Annotated in this window: 11 protein-coding genes; 7 read left to right on the plus strand and 4 right to left on the minus strand. The window is 64.9% G+C overall.

What is annotated here, in order from left to right; translation table 11 throughout:
• Window positions 1-83: 83 nt before the first annotated feature.
• The 3 genes from H5V43_RS08300 to H5V43_RS08310 are packed head-to-tail and all read right to left on the minus strand — an operon-like array spanning window position 84 to window position 5993.
• Entirely contained in the window at window positions 84-3665 is a 3582-nt protein-coding gene (locus tag H5V43_RS08300; protein WP_099185658.1) for an error-prone DNA polymerase, read from the minus strand.
• Window positions 3662-5251 carry a Y-family DNA polymerase gene (locus H5V43_RS08305; protein WP_037484011.1) on the minus strand — a complete coding sequence of 530 codons (1590 nt, stop codon included), beginning with the start codon at window positions 5249-5251 and terminating at the stop codon, window positions 3662-3664. Before H5V43_RS08305 ends, H5V43_RS08300 begins: the two co-directional genes overlap by 4 nt.
• Window positions 5148-5993 (minus strand): ImuA family protein, encoded by an 846-nt coding sequence (locus H5V43_RS08310; protein ID WP_025551703.1) that lies wholly within the window; start codon window positions 5991-5993, stop codon window positions 5148-5150. The genes H5V43_RS08305 and H5V43_RS08310 overlap by 104 nt, the downstream gene beginning before the upstream one ends.
• A 223-nt stretch (window positions 5994-6216) precedes the next feature.
• Here H5V43_RS08310 and H5V43_RS08315 point away from each other — a divergent pair, with 223 nt between their 5' ends.
• From H5V43_RS08315 to H5V43_RS08340, 6 genes are read left to right on the plus strand one after another with little or no spacing between them, the layout of a single operon-like run.
• Window positions 6217-7086 (plus strand): cytochrome c oxidase subunit II, encoded by an 870-nt coding sequence (locus H5V43_RS08315; RefSeq protein WP_025551701.1) that lies wholly within the window; start codon window positions 6217-6219, stop codon window positions 7084-7086.
• Window positions 7086-8816, plus strand: a complete 1731-nt coding sequence (locus H5V43_RS08320; RefSeq protein WP_099185657.1) for a cytochrome c oxidase subunit I — start codon at window positions 7086-7088, stop codon at window positions 8814-8816. The genes H5V43_RS08315 and H5V43_RS08320 overlap by 1 nt, the downstream gene beginning before the upstream one ends.
• Complete coding sequence (locus tag H5V43_RS08325; RefSeq protein ID WP_193666639.1) at window positions 8813-9388, plus strand: cytochrome c oxidase subunit 3; 576 nt, start codon at window positions 8813-8815, stop codon at window positions 9386-9388. The genes H5V43_RS08320 and H5V43_RS08325 overlap by 4 nt, the downstream gene beginning before the upstream one ends.
• A 12-nt stretch (window positions 9389-9400) precedes the next feature.
• Window positions 9401-10087, plus strand: a complete 687-nt coding sequence (locus H5V43_RS08330) for a heme-copper oxidase subunit III family protein (protein ID WP_025547800.1) — start codon at window positions 9401-9403, stop codon at window positions 10085-10087.
• Between the two features lie 8 nt (window positions 10088-10095).
• Window positions 10096-10434 (plus strand): cytochrome C oxidase subunit IV family protein, encoded by a 339-nt coding sequence (locus H5V43_RS08335; RefSeq protein WP_025547798.1) that lies wholly within the window; start codon window positions 10096-10098, stop codon window positions 10432-10434.
• A gap of 3 nt (window positions 10435-10437) precedes the next feature.
• Window positions 10438-11112 (plus strand): c-type cytochrome, encoded by a 675-nt coding sequence (locus H5V43_RS08340; protein WP_025547796.1) that lies wholly within the window; start codon window positions 10438-10440, stop codon window positions 11110-11112.
• A gap of 101 nt (window positions 11113-11213) precedes the next feature.
• Here H5V43_RS08340 and H5V43_RS08345 read toward each other — a convergent pair whose 3' ends face one another.
• Window positions 11214-11453, minus strand: a complete 240-nt coding sequence (locus tag H5V43_RS08345; protein WP_025547794.1) for a hypothetical protein — start codon at window positions 11451-11453, stop codon at window positions 11214-11216.
• 153 nt (window positions 11454-11606) lie between these two features.
• Between H5V43_RS08345 and H5V43_RS08350 the strand changes: the two genes are divergently transcribed.
• Window positions 11607-13931: an arylsulfatase gene (locus H5V43_RS08350; protein ID WP_025547793.1), complete on the plus strand. Its 2325-nt coding sequence runs from the start codon at window positions 11607-11609 to the stop codon at window positions 13929-13931.
• Window positions 13932-14000: the final 69 nt, after the last annotated feature.

Here is a 14000-nt window from a genome sequence, read left to right on the forward strand (position 1 = left end):
AATATTTCTATTTATTTTTGAAATAACTGAGATTTTCTCGCCTCTCTCCTCTCTGGAACGACAAGCTCAACCACCCTTCAGTCTCAATGAAAATCCCGCGATTGCGGCAATATCCGCACATTGCGCGGATGTCCTGAAGCGTGCCTCTGGCGCGTGCGGGAAGACTCCTGCACATCCGTTTGCGAAAGCCGTGACAATTCCGCGGTCCTGTCATGCACGCGGGAAGCCATCAGGTGGACGACGCCTTCCTTGCTGCGCTGCACTTCCCCTTCGACCAGCATCAGCCGCGACGCCATGACCGGACGCCGCTGCATTTCGAACAATCGCGCCCATAGAAGAATATTGGTGATTCCCGTCTCATCCTCGATGGTGATGAAGACCGCATTGCCCTTGCCCGGCCGTTGCCGCACCAGCACCACGCCGGCCGTCTTCACCAGGGCTCCGTTCTTCGCCGCCGAAATCTGGGCGCAGCTCAGCACGCCCTCCGCCTCGAAGATCGGGCGCAGGAATTGCATCGGATGCCCTTTGAGCGACAGGCGCGTCACCAGATAATCGGCCTCGACATGCTCGGACAAAGCCATGGCAGGCAGCATCGCATCAGGCTCCTCCCCCAGTTCCTGGGCCTTGGCGGCGGCGAACAGCGGCAATTCATCCGAAGGCGTCCGTCGCGCTTCCCACAGGGCAGCCCGCCGGTCCTTCCCCAGCGAGCGGCAGGCATCGGCGTCCGCCAGCAACCGCAAGGCCCGCGCCGGCAATCCCGCCCGCCGCGCCAGATCCTCCATGGTGGAAAACAGCCCTTCCTTTCGCGCCGCGACCAGTTGCTTCGCCCAATCCTCGCGAAAACCATCCACCTGCCGCAGTCCAAGGCGCAGCGCCAGGGCCCGCCCCGCCCCCTCGCCCCGACCGTCATCCCGCGACCGCAGCAGCGGTTCGAGCGCATTGTCCCACCCGCTCATATTCACATCGACATCATGCACGGTGACGCCATGCTCCCGCGCATCGCGCACGATCTGGGCCGGGGCGTAGAAACCCATGGGCTGCGAATTGAGGAGCGCGCAGGCGAACACCGCCGGCTGATGGCATTTGATCCAGGCCGACACATAGACCAGCCGCGCGAAGGACAGGGCATGGCTTTCGGGAAAACCGTAGCTGCCGAAACCCTCGATCTGCTTGAAGCAGCGTTCGGCAAACTCCGCCTCATAGCCGCGCTTCACCATGCCCCTGATCATCTTCTCGCGAAAATGATGGATCGTGCCGACATTGCGGAAGGTCGCCATGGCGCGGCGCAGGGCATCCGCTTCCGTCGGCTTGAAGTCCGCCGCCGTGATCGCAAGCTTCATCGCCTGTTCCTGGAACAGCGGCACGCCATAAGTCTCGCCCAGCAATTTCTCCAGTTCATCGGCTGGTCCATGATGGGGGGACGGCCGGGGATATTCGACCTTCTCATCCCCGCATCGCCGCCGCAGATAGGGATGGACCATATTGCCCTCGATCGGCCCGGGACGAACGATCGCCACCTGCACGGTCAGGTCATAGATGGAGCGTGGCTTCAGACGGGGCAGCATGTTGATCTGCGCCCGGCTTTCCACCTGGAAAACGCCGATGCTGTCACCCTTGCACAGCATGTCGTAAACGGTTTCGTCCGCCGCCTCCATATCGACCGTCAGCTGGTGATCGCCCAGCCCCTGTTCCCGCATCAGGTCGAACGCCCGGCGGATGCAGCTCAGCATCCCCAGCGCCAGCACGTCGACCTTCATCAGGCCGAGCGCGTCGATGTCATCCTTGTCCCATTCGATGAAGCTGCGATCCTCCATCGCCGCATGATGCAGCGGCACCGTCTCGTCCAGCCGGTTCTGCGTCAGCACAAAGCCCCCCACATGCTGCGAAAGATGGCGCGGAAAGGGCTCTGACAGCAACTGGTCGACAATCGCCTTCAACTGCGCGATCTGCGGATTGTCGAGCGCGAAGCCCGCCTCCACGATCCGCGCATCGTTCATGTCGCTCGAATAACTGCCCCACACCGTGCTGGAGAGGCGGGCCGACACATCCTCGCTAAGGCCCAGCGCCTTCGCCACTTCCCGCACGGCGCTGCGCGAACGGTAATGGATGACGGTCGCGGCGATCCCGGCGCGATGACGGCCATAGCGTTCGTAGATATATTGCATCACCTCCTCGCGCCGCTCATGTTCGAAATCGACGTCGATGTCGGGCGGTTCGTTGCGATCTTCGGATACGAAGCGGGAAAAGAGCAGGTCGTGCTTGAGCGGATCGATGGATGTCACGCCCAACAGGAAGCAGACCATGCTGTTCGCCGCCGATCCGCGTCCCTGGCAAAGGATGCCCTTGGTCCTGGCAAAGGCGACGATGTCATGCACGGTCAGGAAATAATAGGCATAGTTGCGCTTGGCGATCAGTTCGAATTCTTTTTCCAGTGTCTCGCGGGCCTTCAGGGGAAGACGCGCGCCATAGCGGGCATGGGCGGCGGACCAGGTCAGTTCCTCCAGCCATTGCTGCGCCGTCCATCCTTCCGGCACCGGTTCATGGGGATATTCATAGGCAAGCTGGTCGAGCGTGAAATGCACCCGGCTCAGCAAATGTCCGCTTTCCGCCACCGCCTCCGGGCAATCGCGGAACAGATGGGCGATTTCGGCAGGGTCATGGATATGCCTTTCCGCATTCGCCTCCAGCAGGCGCCCTGCCCTGGCGATGCCGGTGCCTTCGCGAATGCAGCTCAGCACATTCTGCAGGGGACGCTGCGCCGGACTGGCGTAGAGCGCGTCCATGGTCGCCAGCAAAGGCACGCCCGCCGCCACGGACAAGGCCTTGAACTGCGCCAGCCGCCGCGCATCCCGCCCATCCCGCCCCAATGCCGCCGCCAGCCAGACCCGGCGCGGCGCAAGACGCGACAAGCGCGCCAGCAATCCCTTCAGATCGGACGGAGCCGGCGGCGGCACAAGACTGAGATGGCCCTGCCTGATCGCTTCCTTCGGGGGCCGGTCGTCATAATCATAGTCCACCGGCTTGCGATGCGCGGTCTGTTGGGTGGCGGTGGAGCCAGGCATCACGATCAGCAGCAGATCGTCCAGATAGGCGGTCAGATCCTCATAGCGCAGGATACAGTCGCCCTTCACCGAACGGAGATTGCCGACGGTCAGCAATTTGGTGAGTTCGCCCCAACCCCGCCGCGTCGCGGGATAGGCGACGATGTCCGGCGTTCCATCCACGAAGACCAGCCTTGCGCCGACGACCAGCCGCAGGTCGGTCCGGCAGGCGCGCTCCTCCTCTTCGCTGAGTTCCAGCGGCTGCCCCGCTTCCTTGCGCGCCTCCAGCAAAGCAGCGCGCATCCGTTCGGGCCAGCGCTTGCGCGCGACATGGGCGCGGACCACCCCGGCGACGCTATTGCGGTCGGCTATGCCCAGGCCCACAAGCCCCTGGGCGATGGCGCGCGCCACCATGTCCTGCGGATGGGATGCGCCGCGCAGGAAGGAGAAATTGGTCGCCGCCACCAGCTCGGCAAAGGGAGGCGCCTCTGCCGGCCCGATCGGCGGAGATTCGCCGCGCGACCCGCGCCGCCCCTTTTCCCGCGCGGCCTCCAGCGCATTCAGTTCACGCCGGTCGATGGATTTGGGCCTGGACGGGTCTGGACCCTTGCCGTGGCGCTTCATGCGAACAGGCCATGGATGTACCAGCCGGGATGTTCCGCTTCGGAGCCGTAAAGCCCGTTGCGGAATATCCAGTAGCGCCGCCCGCGCGCATCCTCGACCCGGTAATAGTCGCGGGTCAGCCCCACGCTCTCGCCCTCCAGCGCGCCGTCCCTGGCCGTCCACCATTCGGGCGCGATGCGTTCGGGGCCTTCATAGCGCGTCACTTCATGCAATGCCTTGCGCCAGCGGAAGCGATGGGGCGGACCATCGGGCACCTCGGCCACCACGTCGATCGGCTGCGGCGGATCGAACAGATGCAGCGGGCGCATGGGCGGCTCCCCCTCCTGCCCCTCTTGCGGCCAGTTCATGGGGGCGCGGCTTTCCACGGCGGGCAGGGCAAGCTGGGCCTGTTCGGGGATATGGCTGTCCTTCGGGTGAAGCCGCTGGATGCGAGCCCGGCCTGCCCGAATCGACAGCCGGTCGACCAGAGCCGCGACGCTTTCCTCGCGACGCGCCTCTCCTCCTTCCAGCGCCAGTTGCGTCGGCGTCATCGGCTCCGCCTGCGGCACGGTGAGGCGCAGCATGTCGAAGCCGAAACCGGGATCGAGCGGATCGGACAGCGCATCGATCCGTTCCTGCACCAGCCGCATGATAGCGGGCGCGTCCCGCACCGGCAGGCTGGTTTCCACCCGCAAGGGAAAGGCAAGGCCGTCGCTGCGGAAGAACAGCGCCTCGAACCGTCGACCGCCTTGCCCGCGTTCGCTGAGCCGCTCCCCCGCCTCGGCCGCCATCTCCTCCAGCGTCCGGAGGGCAAAGGCGGTGCTGCCCATCGGCTCGGCAAAACGCCGCTCGATCCGGATCGCGGGACGCGACCGCCGGGGTGCAAGAGGCCGCCTCCCCAATCCCAGCAAAGCGTGCAGCGCGTCCACCGCCGCCTCACCGAAGCGCGACGCCAGAACCGCCGCCGGCCGCGCCGCCAGATCGCCCACGGTCCGCAGTCCCGCGCGGCGCAACGCCACCGCGCTTTCATCCTCCAGCCGCAACGCCTCGACCGGCAGGCGGCGCAGCGCCGCATCCTCGTCCGCCGCCGCGCCCACCGGAAAACGGCACAGCGCATGCGCACCCTCCGCCGTTCCGGCAAGGGCATGGCGCACCCGCATGCCATGACGCTCCAGCCGTTCGGCCGCCTCGCGCGCCAGCATCCCCTCCCCGCCCCAAAGATGCGCGCAGCCGGTAATGTCGAGCATCAGACCGAAGGGTGAATCCAGCGCCGCAACCGGCGTGTAGCGGGAACAACCGTCGCAGAGCCGCTCCAGCCAGTCCTGATCGCCATGGGGATCGGCATCGAACACGCGCAGGTCCGGTTCCCGCGCACGCGCATCGGCCAGCGTCATGCCCGGCGTCAGGCCCAGCGCGAGAGCGTCGGCGTCGAGCGTCGCCAGCCGCATCGCGCCGCGCACCTGTTCGACGACGGCTGCGGGACCTTCGCCCTGCGCCCAGAGATCAGGCCGCGCGATCCGAAGCCGGTCGATCGGCAGGAACGGAAACCACAGCGCCAGATAGCGGCGCTTGCCCATCGCGTCCTCCGCCCTCCCGTCCGCTGCCATCCTGTCCAAGGCCATGGCGTTCATCGCGCCCACCTCCACTTCCTTCAAACATGCCCCGGCCATTGTCCCAGACCAGCCGCCAGCCGAGCCCGTCCCGTCCCGCCCGCCGTCGCAACAGGCCAAGGTCGAAGGCGCTTCTGCCCGGCCCGTTTCCCGGCACGGGCAGAGAGGGCGCCGCCGCAATGCGCCAGCGCGTGTCCGCCGCGCTAGGCACCGGATCGCCGCCCACCCGCAGCAGGAAAGCGGTGACGCCGGACGACTCCGCCGCCAGCGCCAGCCGCCGGCTGGCTGTCAGGTCGAGCAAGGGCGCCGGCCCGCGCAATTCCACCACCAGTGCGCCCAAAGCGGGGCATCGCAGCGCGTCGACCGCCGCTCGCAGCAGCATGGCGTCATCGGCCATCGCGCCGATCAGCAACCGGGCGGGATCGATGCCCAATGCGGCCAGTCCGGGGCCATAGGGCATGCCCCCCGCCCGGCCCGCCGCCATCGTGCGCAGCCAGAGCAGGGGCGCCTCCCCCGCCGCCAGCCGCGCGAGGATCAGGGCCAGCCCAGCCCCCGCCCCCCCTTCCTCTGTCGCGGCGAAGAATTCATGCACCCGACCCCGCGCCAGACCGCCGTCCAGCGCCAGGTCGAGCGGCGCATAGCCGGTTTCCACCCGCGCATGGGGCTGGGAGGCTGGAACGCCCTCCAGCAATGCGATATGCCGCCTGAGGGCGGCGAGGGTCTTCACCGACTCAGCCATATATTCGTTCCCTGTTTGTTCTTTTCGCCGCAATGGCAGGCGCTGTCAATCGACCGTGAAGGCCCGAGCCGGAAAAGGCGCTGGCGACGCTCGCACCCCGCAATTTCCCAAACGCTTCCCCCGTCAGCGCTTTTTCTGTAAGTTGTCGCGGCGGGTGTTACCGAGGCGACTCGAAATGCCGGACTGAAAGGCTGCGAGCGCCTGCCAATGTGGGAGAGGGCTTGTGCCGGTTGCGGTAGCCATCGCCATGCTCGTGGTCGGTTCGGTCGCCTTTCACCTGTTCAGTCCATGGTGGCGCACGCCCATCGCCTCCAATTGGGGATCGATCGATTCCGCGCTCGACGTGACGCTCTGGATATGCGGGGCGGCCTTTGTCGGGCTGAACCTGTTCCTTGCCTGGGCGCTGGTCAAATATCGCCATCGCCCCGGCCATCGCGCCCATTATGAGCCGGAAAACCCTTCGCTGGAAAGGCGGCTGACATTCTGGACCGCCATCGGCATCGCCGGCATGCTGGCGCCGGGGCTCGCGGCCTGGGGCAAATATGTCTCGGTGCCGAAAGAAGCCACCGTCATCGAGGCGGTCGGCCAGCAATGGCAATGGTCCTTCCGCTATCCCGGTCCGGATGGCGTGCTGGGCGCGGCGGGGGTGAAATATATCACCCCCGACAATGGGCTGGGCCTCGATCCGCTCGACCCGTTCGGCCGGGATGACATATTGGTGGAAAGCGGCGACCTTCATCTGCCGGTCGGCAAGCCGGTGAAGATCGTGCTGCGCTCCAAGGACGTGCTGCACGACTTCTATGTGCCTGAATTCCGGGCCAAGATGGACCTTGTACCCGGCATCGTCACCTATTTCTGGTTGACCCCGACCAAGACGGGCACGTTCGACATCCTCTGCGTCGAACTGTGCGGCACCGGCCACCATGCGATGCGCGGCAAGGTGGTGGTGGAGACGCCCCAGGCCTTCGCGCAATGGCAGGCGCAGCAGAGCAGCTTCGGACAGATTCTGGCGGAGGCGCCGCCGGCCGCCATGTCGATCCTGCTGATCAAGGCCAATGCCTGTATCGTCCCTGCCTCCTGGAGCATTCGCTGATGGCTACCACCCTGGCCGACGACCTGCGCCCGCTGCATCATCCGCATAGCTGGGTCACCAAATATGTCTGGAGCCAGGATCATAAGGTCATCGCCGTCCAATATAGCGTGACGGCCATTTCCATCGGGCTGGTGGCGCTGGTGTTGTCGGCGCTGATGCGGTTGCAGCTTGGGTTTCCGGGGGCTTTTCCGGCGATCCAGCCTGATAATTATCTGCAATTCGTGTCGATGCACGGCATGATCATGGTGGTCTATCTGCTGACGGCGCTGCTGCTCGGGGGCTTCGGCAATTATCTGATCCCGCTGATGATCGGGGCGCGGGACATGGTGTTTCCCTTCGTCAACATGCTGAGCTTCTGGTTCTATCTGCTGTCGGTGATTGTGCTGGTGGCGGGATTCTTCGTGCCGGGCGGGCCGAGCGGGGCGGGGTGGACGCTCTATCCGCCGCAGGCGATCAGCGAGGGGACGCCGGGGCATCAATGGGGCATCGTGACCATGCTGGTCAGCCTCGCCATCTTCGTCGCGGCCTTCACCATGGGCGGGCTGAATTATGTGACCACGGTGTTGCAGGCGCGGACCAAGGGCATGACGCTGATGCGGATGCCGCTGTCGGTGTGGGGGATTTTCACGGCGTCCGTGATGGGCCTGCTCGCCTTTCCGGCTTTGTTCGTCGCGGCGATCATGATGCTGTTCGATCATCTGGCGGGCACCAGCTTCTTCATGCCGACGATGCAATCCATGGGGGCCATCACCCCGACGCAGGGCGGCAGTCCCCTCCTCTTCCAGCATCTCTTCTGGTTCTTCGGCCATCCCGAAGTCTATATCGTCGCCCTGCCCGCCTTCGGCATCGTGTCGGACCTGATCAGCGTCCATGCGCGGCGGAATATCTTCGGTTATCGCATGATGGTGTGGGCGATCGTGATCATCGGGGCGCTGAGCTTCCTGGTATGGGCGCATCATATGTATGTGAGCGGCATGAATCCCTATTTCGGGTTCTTCTTCGCCACGTCGACTTTGATCATCGCCATTCCGACGGCGATCAAGGTCTATAACTGGCTGCTGACCCTGTGGCGCGGCGACATCCATTTGCGGGTGCCGATGCTGTTCGCCATCGCCTTCATCTTCACCTTCATCCACGGCGGGCTGTCGGGGCTGTTTCTGGGCAATGTCAGTGTCGATGTGCCGTTGTCCGACACTTTCTTTGTCGTCGCGCATTTCCATATGGTGATGGGCGTGTCTCCGGTTCTGGTGATATTCGGCGCCATCTATCACTGGTATCCCAAGATATTCGGCAGGATGTGGAACGAAACTTTGGGGAAGCTCCATTTCTGGATCACTTTCCTGGGCGTCTATGCGATCTTCCTGCCGATGCATTATCTGGGGATTCTGGGGGTTCCGCGCCGTTATTACGCTCTGGGCGAGACGGCCTTCATCCCGCAATCGGTGCATCTCGCCAATGCGTGGATCAGCATTGCGGCGCTGGTCGTGTTCGCCGCGCAGGGGCTGTTCTTCTTCAACATGATCTGGAGCCTGTTCCGGGGGCCTCGCGCCGATCCCAATCCCTGGGGCGCGGCCAGCCTGGAATGGCTGACGCCCGACACGCCGCCGGCGCATGGCAATTGGGGGCCGCATCTGCCGGTCGTCTATCGCTGGGCCTATGATTATAGCGTGCCGGGCGCGGCGCGGGACTTCATTCCCCAGACGGAACCCCAAGCGGAACAGCGGGCATGACCATCCTCGCGCGCCTCACCGAAAAGAGCTGGGAGCCGGGCCCGCAGCCGGTGGAGCGGGATCGGCCGGCGGCGGGGGCGGTGGGGATGGTCGCCTATTTCGGCGTGGCCATGGTGATGTTCTCGCTGCTGCTGGCGGCCTATCTGATGCGCATGGGGCTGCATGCGGGCGCGGAGCATGTCCATGACTGGAAGCCGATGCCCGATCCGCCGCTGCTGTGGATCAATACGCTGGTGCTGGCGGCGAGCAGCGTCGCCTGGGAAGTGGCGCGGAGAGAACGGGCCGCGCGCGCGGCAATTGCCGGATCGGCGATGGGGGTGCTGTTCCTTGTTGGGCAATTGTTGCTCTGGCGGCATTATCAGGGGGCGGGCTATACGCTGTCGAGCAATCCGGCCAATGCCTTTTTCTATCTGCTGACGGCGCTGCATGGGCTGCACATCATCGGGGGGCTGTTTGCCGCCGGGCGGGCGCTGGCGGCGGCCAATATGCGCAATGTCGCCCTCTGCGCGCTCTACTGGCATTTTCTGTTGATCGTCTGGCTGGTTCTGGCCGCTTTGCTGCTGTCGACTTGAGGATGTTCCGCCATGGCTCAGGCTGTCCCAGATAGAGAAGTCATCGCTCCCACGTTGAGGGAGATCGCATCCGACTGGTCCGCCGATCAGGAAGTCTTCCGCCATACCCATTGGGGCAAGGCGATGATGTGGATATTCCTGCTGAGCGACACCTTCATCTTTTCCTGCTTCCTGACCGGTTACATGACGATGCGGGCGTCGGCTGTACTGCCCTGGCCCAATACGGCGGAAGTATTCGCCCTGAATATCGGCGGGCAGGATATACCGCTCGTCCTGATCGCGATCATGACCTTCGCGCTGATCAGTTCCAGCGGCACCATGGCGATGGCCGTCAACTTCGGCTATCAGCGCGACCGGCGGAAAACGACGGCGCTGATGCTGCTCACCGCTTTGTTCGGGCTTGTCTTCCTTAGCATGCAGGCGTTCGAATGGAGCAAGCTGATCTTCGAAGAGGGCGTGCGGCCGTGGTATAATCCGATGGGCGCGCCGCAATTCGGCGCGACCTTCTTCATGATCACCGGCTTTCACGGGCTGCATGTGACCTGCGGGGTCATATTGCTGCTGATCATCGCGTCCAAGGTGGCGCGGGGACATTATGACAAGGCCGGCGATTATTCGGCGGTCGAGATCGCCGGGCTGTACTGGCATTTCGTCGATCTCGTCTGGGTGTTCATCTTCGCCTTCTTCTATCTCTGGTGAGGGGCTCCATGCAGCATGATCCTTCAGCGACCCATAAGGGCCAGCAACATCCGATCAGCCTGTATCTGAAGGTCTGGGGCCTGCTGTTCCTGCTCAGCGCCATGTCCTATCTGGTCGACTATATGCATGTGCAGGGGATCGTGCGCTGGGTGCTGATCGTGACCTTCATGTTGCTGAAGGCGGGGCTGATCCTGTCCATCTTCATGCATCTGGCGTGGGAGCGGCTGTCGCTGATCTATGCGATATTGGTGCCGCCGCTGGTGCTGCTGGTGCTGGTGCGGATCATGACGATCGAGGCGAATTACGCCTTCTGGACCCGCGCCATCTTCATGGGCGGAGGGGGGTGAGCCATGGGCCGGATGCATGGGATGGCGGTGGGACTGTGCGTTGCGGGAGCGGCGGTGACGGCGCTGGGGCTGGGATGGTTCAGCGACAAGCTCTATACGCGGGTGCGGCCGGGGGAGCTGGCCTATAAGCCGATGGACGAGATGCCGCCGCGCGTCGACATGGCGTCGATCCAGCGCGACTGGCCCGCCAGTTTCAGCGAGGCGGGGGAAGGCAGCCGGGTGATCGCCTATCATCGGGACATGCGGGGGAAAGCGCCGATGCCCGGGACGGGCGGCGGCGGGGCGGCGGCTGCTCCTCCGGTCGATCTGGGCACCCTGCTCGCCAGCGCGGATGCGGGGGTGGGGAAGCAGAAGGTGCAGCTTTGCATGAGTTGTCACGACTTCACCCAGGGCGGACCCAACCGCATCGGGCCTAATCTGTGGGGCGTGGTCGGGCGGCCGGTGGCGAGCCATGCGGGCTTTGCCTATTCGCCCGCCATGCAGGGACATAAGGGCAGTTGGAGCTATGAGTCGCTGTTCGCTTTCCTCGCCTCTCCGGGGCGCGAGGTGCCGGGAACGAAGATGAGCTTTGCCGGGCTGCGCAAGCCGGAGGATCGGGCGGCGGTGATCAAATATCTGGCGACCTTGGGGACGGGGGCGCCGCCTTTGCCGCAGCCGAAGGTGGTTGCGGCGCGATAGGGCGGTGGCGGCGGGTCGCATACCACCCCGCTCTTTTCTTGAAGAGAAGTGAAGCCGTTCGACAGGTTCAGGGCGAACGGGGCGTGGAGATGCCCGTGGCTTCAGGGGCTGGGCCGCCGCCAGTCTTCCTCGACCAGATAGCGGCTGAGGAATGTCGATCCCTGCCGCGCCGCCGTTCGCGCGATGTGGCGGCGGATGTCATGATCGGTCGATCCGAGCACGGTGCGAAAGGCCTCCATGGCGCTGGCGGTCGGTTCGCGTTTCAGATCGACATAAGGCTGGAAAATATCGCCCAGCGCCTGTTCCCACGCTTTCTCGATCTGGAGCAGCCGGTTTTCCATGGCGCGCCTCGTTCTGCATGAACCTCATCACAATATGGGGCGACGAGGGCGGCGGGACAAGAGGAGGGAGGATGCGGATCGGGCTTGACTTCAATCAACTGCGTTAATATGAAATCTGCACCATAGGATAATAATATTGCAGCAGGAGAGCCCATGTCCTCCCTTCGCGCCAAGCTCGTCCGGCAATGCCTGCCAGCCCTCCCCCTGCTGGCGCTCGCCATGGCGCCGGCCACGGCGCAGGACGCGCCCGCGCAAAAGGTATATGGCCGCACGCCCGCCGAATCCTCTCCGCCCGCCTGGCCTCAACCGGTGCGCGCCGCCAGGGGCGCGCCCAATATCCTGCTGATCATGACCGACGATGTCGGTTTCGGGTCCAGCAGCACCTTCGGCGGACCGGTGCCTACGCCGACCTTCGACGCGCTGGCGAAGGCAGGGCTGCGTTACAATCAGTTCAACACCACCGCCATCTGCTCCCCCACGCGCGCCTCGCTGCTGACGGGGCGCAATCCGCAGGCGGTGGGCATGGGCTATGTCGCCAATTGGGCGACGGGCTATGACGGCTATAACAGCGTCATCCCCAAAAGCGCCGGGACGATGGCGCAGATATTGAAGGAAAATGGCTATAACACCGCCATGATCGGCAAGGGGCATGTGACCCCGGAATGGGAAATGAGCCGGGCCGGGCCGTTCGACCGCTGGCCGACCGGTCTGGGCTTCGAATATTTCTACGGCTTTCTGGGCGCCGACAGCAGCATGGCGGAACCCAATCTGGTCGAGAATATCAATCCGGTCACACCGCCCGCCGATCCCCGCTATCATCTGGAGCGCGATCTGGCCGATCATGCGATAGGCTGGATCGACAGCCAGCATGCGGCCGCCCCCGACAAGCCCTTCCTGCTCTATTACGCCACCGGCACGGCCCACGCGCCCAATCAGCCGCCCGCCGACTGGCTGAAGAAATTCCGGGGCAGGTTCGATGCGGGCTGGGACGTGCTGCGCGCCGAAACCGTGGCGCGGCAGAAGAAGCTGGGCGTCATTCCGCCCGGCACCGACGATGCGCCGCATCCGGGCACGCTGCCGCGCTGGGACAGTCTGACGCCAGACCGGAAGCGGCTCTATGCCCGCTATATGGAGGCCTATGCCGCTTCGCTCGCCTATGCCGACGAACAGATCGGGCGGGTCATCCAGAAGCTGCGCGACAATGGCGAACTGGACAATATGCTGATCATCTACATCCAGGGCGACAATGGCGCGAGCGCGGAAGGCAGCTTCGACGGCAAGCTGTTCGAGCAGTCGGCGCTGAGCGGGGTCAGGGAAGAACCGTCCTACGCCCTCGCCCATATCGATGAGATCGGGACGAAGGACGCCTATAATCTGATGCCGGGCGGCTGGGGCTGGGCGATGAACGCGCCCTTCCCCTGGGCCAAGCGCTATGGATCGCATTTCGGCGGCACGCGCAACGGCATGGTGATCGCCTGGCCGGGGCATATCGAGGATGCCGGCGGCCTGCGCAGCCAGTTCCACCATGTCAGCGACATCATGCCCACCATATTGGAGGCGGCGGGAGTGAAAGCCCCGGAGATACTGGACGGCGTACCGCAACAGCCGATCACCGGGATCAGCATGGCCTACAGCTTCAGGGCCAGGGACGCGCCCTCCCGCCGCACCGTGCAGGTGTCGGCCATGGCGCAGAATCTCAGCATCTACAAGGATGGCTGGGTGGCCGCGACCGCGCCCATGACGACCCCCTGGGAACGGACGCCGCCCCCGCCGGTGCCGCTGGATCAACGGACCTGGCAGCTTTACGACACCCGCAGCGACTTCAGCGAGGCCCATGACCTCGCCGCCGCCAATCCGCGGAAGCTGGAGGCGCTGAAGGAGTCGTTCTGGGCGGAGGCCGCGCTGTCCAACATCCTGCCCATCCACGGCAGCGAGGGCGGGCAGAAGGGCAGGCCAGACCCCAATGAGGGGCGGACGAACTTCGTCTACAGCGCGCCCGTCAGCCATATTCCGGAAAGCGCCGCGCCGGCCCTGGTCGGGCGATCCTTCGCGATCACGGCGAAGCTCGGCATAGCGGCGGAGGGCGGCAAGGGCGTCATCGTCGCGCAGGGCGGACGCTTCGGCGGCTACAGCCTGTTCTTCGACCGGGGGAGGATTGCCTTCACCTATAATCTGACGCCCGCGCATATGACGCGGATCGTGGCGCCTGCGCCATTGGCGGCCGGCGCGCATGTCGTCGGGCTGGACTTCGCGATGGACAGGGCAGCCCCGACCAGCGGCGCCACCGTCACGCTGACCGTCGATGGCAAGGCGGTGGCGCAAGGGCGGGTCGAACGGACCTTCGCGCAGGTGGTTTCGCATACGGAAGACTTCGACATCGGCATGGACCTGGTGAGCCCCGTCGACCCGGCGGCCTATGACAGCGCGGCGAGCCGGTTCAACGGGCCGCTGGACCGGGTCGAGGTGACGATCAGATAAGCTGGCGGGCGCCGCGCCTCCGCAAAGGGGCCCGAACGAGACAAGCGGCTCGCGGGAGCGCGGTTTCAA

Origin of the sequence: Sphingobium fuliginis, from assembly GCF_015074805.1 — a bacterium.
GTDB lineage: Bacteria > Pseudomonadota > Alphaproteobacteria > Sphingomonadales > Sphingomonadaceae > Sphingobium > Sphingobium fuliginis.

Coding starts and splice junctions, on each gene's coding strand:
- H5V43_RS08300 (WP_099185658.1), bottom strand. CDS start 3,665: ATGAAGCGCCACGGCAAGGGTCCAGACCCGTCCAGGCCCAAATCCATC.
- H5V43_RS08305 (WP_037484011.1), bottom strand. CDS start 5,251: ATGGCAGCGGACGGGAGGGCGGAGGACGCGATGGGCAAGCGCCGCTAT.
- H5V43_RS08310 (WP_025551703.1), bottom strand. CDS start 5,993: ATGGCTGAGTCGGTGAAGACCCTCGCCGCCCTCAGGCGGCATATCGCA.
- H5V43_RS08320 (WP_099185657.1), top strand. CDS start 7,086: ATGGCTACCACCCTGGCCGACGACCTGCGCCCGCTGCATCATCCGCAT.
- H5V43_RS08325 (WP_193666639.1), top strand. CDS start 8,813: ATGACCATCCTCGCGCGCCTCACCGAAAAGAGCTGGGAGCCGGGCCCG.
- H5V43_RS08330 (WP_025547800.1), top strand. CDS start 9,401: ATGGCTCAGGCTGTCCCAGATAGAGAAGTCATCGCTCCCACGTTGAGG.
- H5V43_RS08335 (WP_025547798.1), top strand. CDS start 10,096: ATGCAGCATGATCCTTCAGCGACCCATAAGGGCCAGCAACATCCGATC.
- H5V43_RS08340 (WP_025547796.1), top strand. CDS start 10,438: ATGGGCCGGATGCATGGGATGGCGGTGGGACTGTGCGTTGCGGGAGCG.
- H5V43_RS08345 (WP_025547794.1), bottom strand. CDS start 11,453: ATGGAAAACCGGCTGCTCCAGATCGAGAAAGCGTGGGAACAGGCGCTG.
- H5V43_RS08350 (WP_025547793.1), top strand. CDS start 11,607: ATGTCCTCCCTTCGCGCCAAGCTCGTCCGGCAATGCCTGCCAGCCCTC.